The 1,695-nt window shown below is 29.9% G+C and carries 1 protein-coding gene; it reads left to right on the top strand.

Annotation, left to right across the window (positions count from 1 at the left end):
* Window positions 1–349 precede the first annotated feature (349 nt).
* A complete protein-coding gene (locus HHU12_RS33775) occupies window positions 350–1,582 on the top strand; it encodes a S41 family peptidase (protein ID WP_169661127.1) in 1,233 nt (410 codons plus the stop codon).
* The last annotated feature ends 113 nt before the right edge of the window (window positions 1,583–1,695 follow it).

The following is a 1,695-nucleotide window of genomic DNA, read 5'->3' on the forward strand; positions in this document are numbered from 1 at the left end:
TTGGTAAACAGTTGTTTCTTCAATTTTCAAAAGCTCATTTTTAGTTATACTTTAAAATGTCTCAATACTTAGGAAATTTAAAATAACAACTTTTCTTCCTTTTTAGAAAGTTATCCAATTATCATCGGGTAGAGTATAAAACAGATAAAGTCAATTGTTGAAAGTTAAATAATACCATTCAATATTTTGAAAACAAATATTAATAACACTGCTTCAAATCCTTAGTTGAGTATAAACAAAATCGCTAGTGTTTTTTGTAACTTTTTAATCAATTACATTTAAATTAAAGGCATACTCTATGTGTTTTTAGACAGCATTCTACACACTCAAAGAACAATCGTTACATTAAATGAAACAACTGATTTTAACATTTATCCTCTTTCTAAATTTTTATTATGCTAATGCACAGAGCAATAAAATAGATCATACAAAAATCAAGGAAGATCTAAACGAAATCTTAACTAATATCTCTCAAAATTACATTTATCTACAAGAAAAAGATGTTGATTTAAACTGCATCAGAGAATATTACGAAAAACAAATTCCAAACATAAAAACAGAAGAAGAAATAGTTCTATTTTTTGAGTACCTGATTGATGAATTTTATGATAGTCACCTCATCTTAAACACCAATAGAAGTGCCTCATTTAGGTTATATTCACCTTTATATGTGACTATTGAAAATGGAAAACTATTAATATCAAATGTTTGGCAAAACCAAATAGAGAATCTCGAACAAAATATAATTGGAGCAGAGTTATTAAAAATAAACGGTATTGATATTGACAAGGCAATCGAACAATTTCCGACACATTGCCATAACAAAAAATCCCAAAGTGTTAGAGAGTGGATAGCCAATAAACTTTTGGCAGGTCGTTATAATCAACCAAGAATTCTAACCTTAAAATTGAATAGTAAAGAAACCATTGAATTTGATTTGGGGAAACTAAAAATCAAACAATCTTCTGAACTTCTAACATCTACTGTAGTAAATGACATTGGAATAATTACTTTAAACAATTCATTGGGAAATAACAGCTTAATTAATGCTTTTGACAAAGCACTCGACAAGTTAATGAATACCAAAGGACTGATAATAGATCTTAGAAATACCGTAGATGGTGGAAATTCATATGTGGCTCGTGGAATAATGGGACGATTCATCAATGAAACTAGACCATATCAAAAACATTTGACAATAGAGCAGTATGATGGAAACCCAATTGTTGAGAGAAGTTGGATAGAGTTTGTCAACCCAAGAAAAGAACAATACAAAAATAGTGTTGTGGTTTTAGTTGGACGATGGACAGGAAGTATGGGAGAAGGACTTGCTATAGGTTTTGAAGGGATGGAAAGAGCAGAAATTGTGGGTTCCGAAATGGAAAGACTAGCTGGCGAAATGAATGGGTTCTCGTTTAAAAATCAAAATTTTGGTTACCGTCTTTCTACAGCTAAACTATTTCATGTGAATGGAACTCCAAGAGAAAAGTACGTACCTACCAATTATGTGAAACAAACGACAATTCAAAAAGATGAAACTCTTATAAATGGAATTGAAATAATTAACAATAATCCAGAATAAAAGATAAATAGAACAATGTAAGTTCTAAATCAAAAATTAATCGGTGATGGCTATTTTAGGTTGATCTAGCTACATCCGTTACTAAAATTACCACATTTATAGTAATGTTTTTC

It is taken from the genome of Flammeovirga aprica JL-4, from assembly GCF_012844305.1.
Lineage (GTDB): Bacteria > Bacteroidota > Bacteroidia > Cytophagales > Flammeovirgaceae > Flammeovirga > Flammeovirga aprica.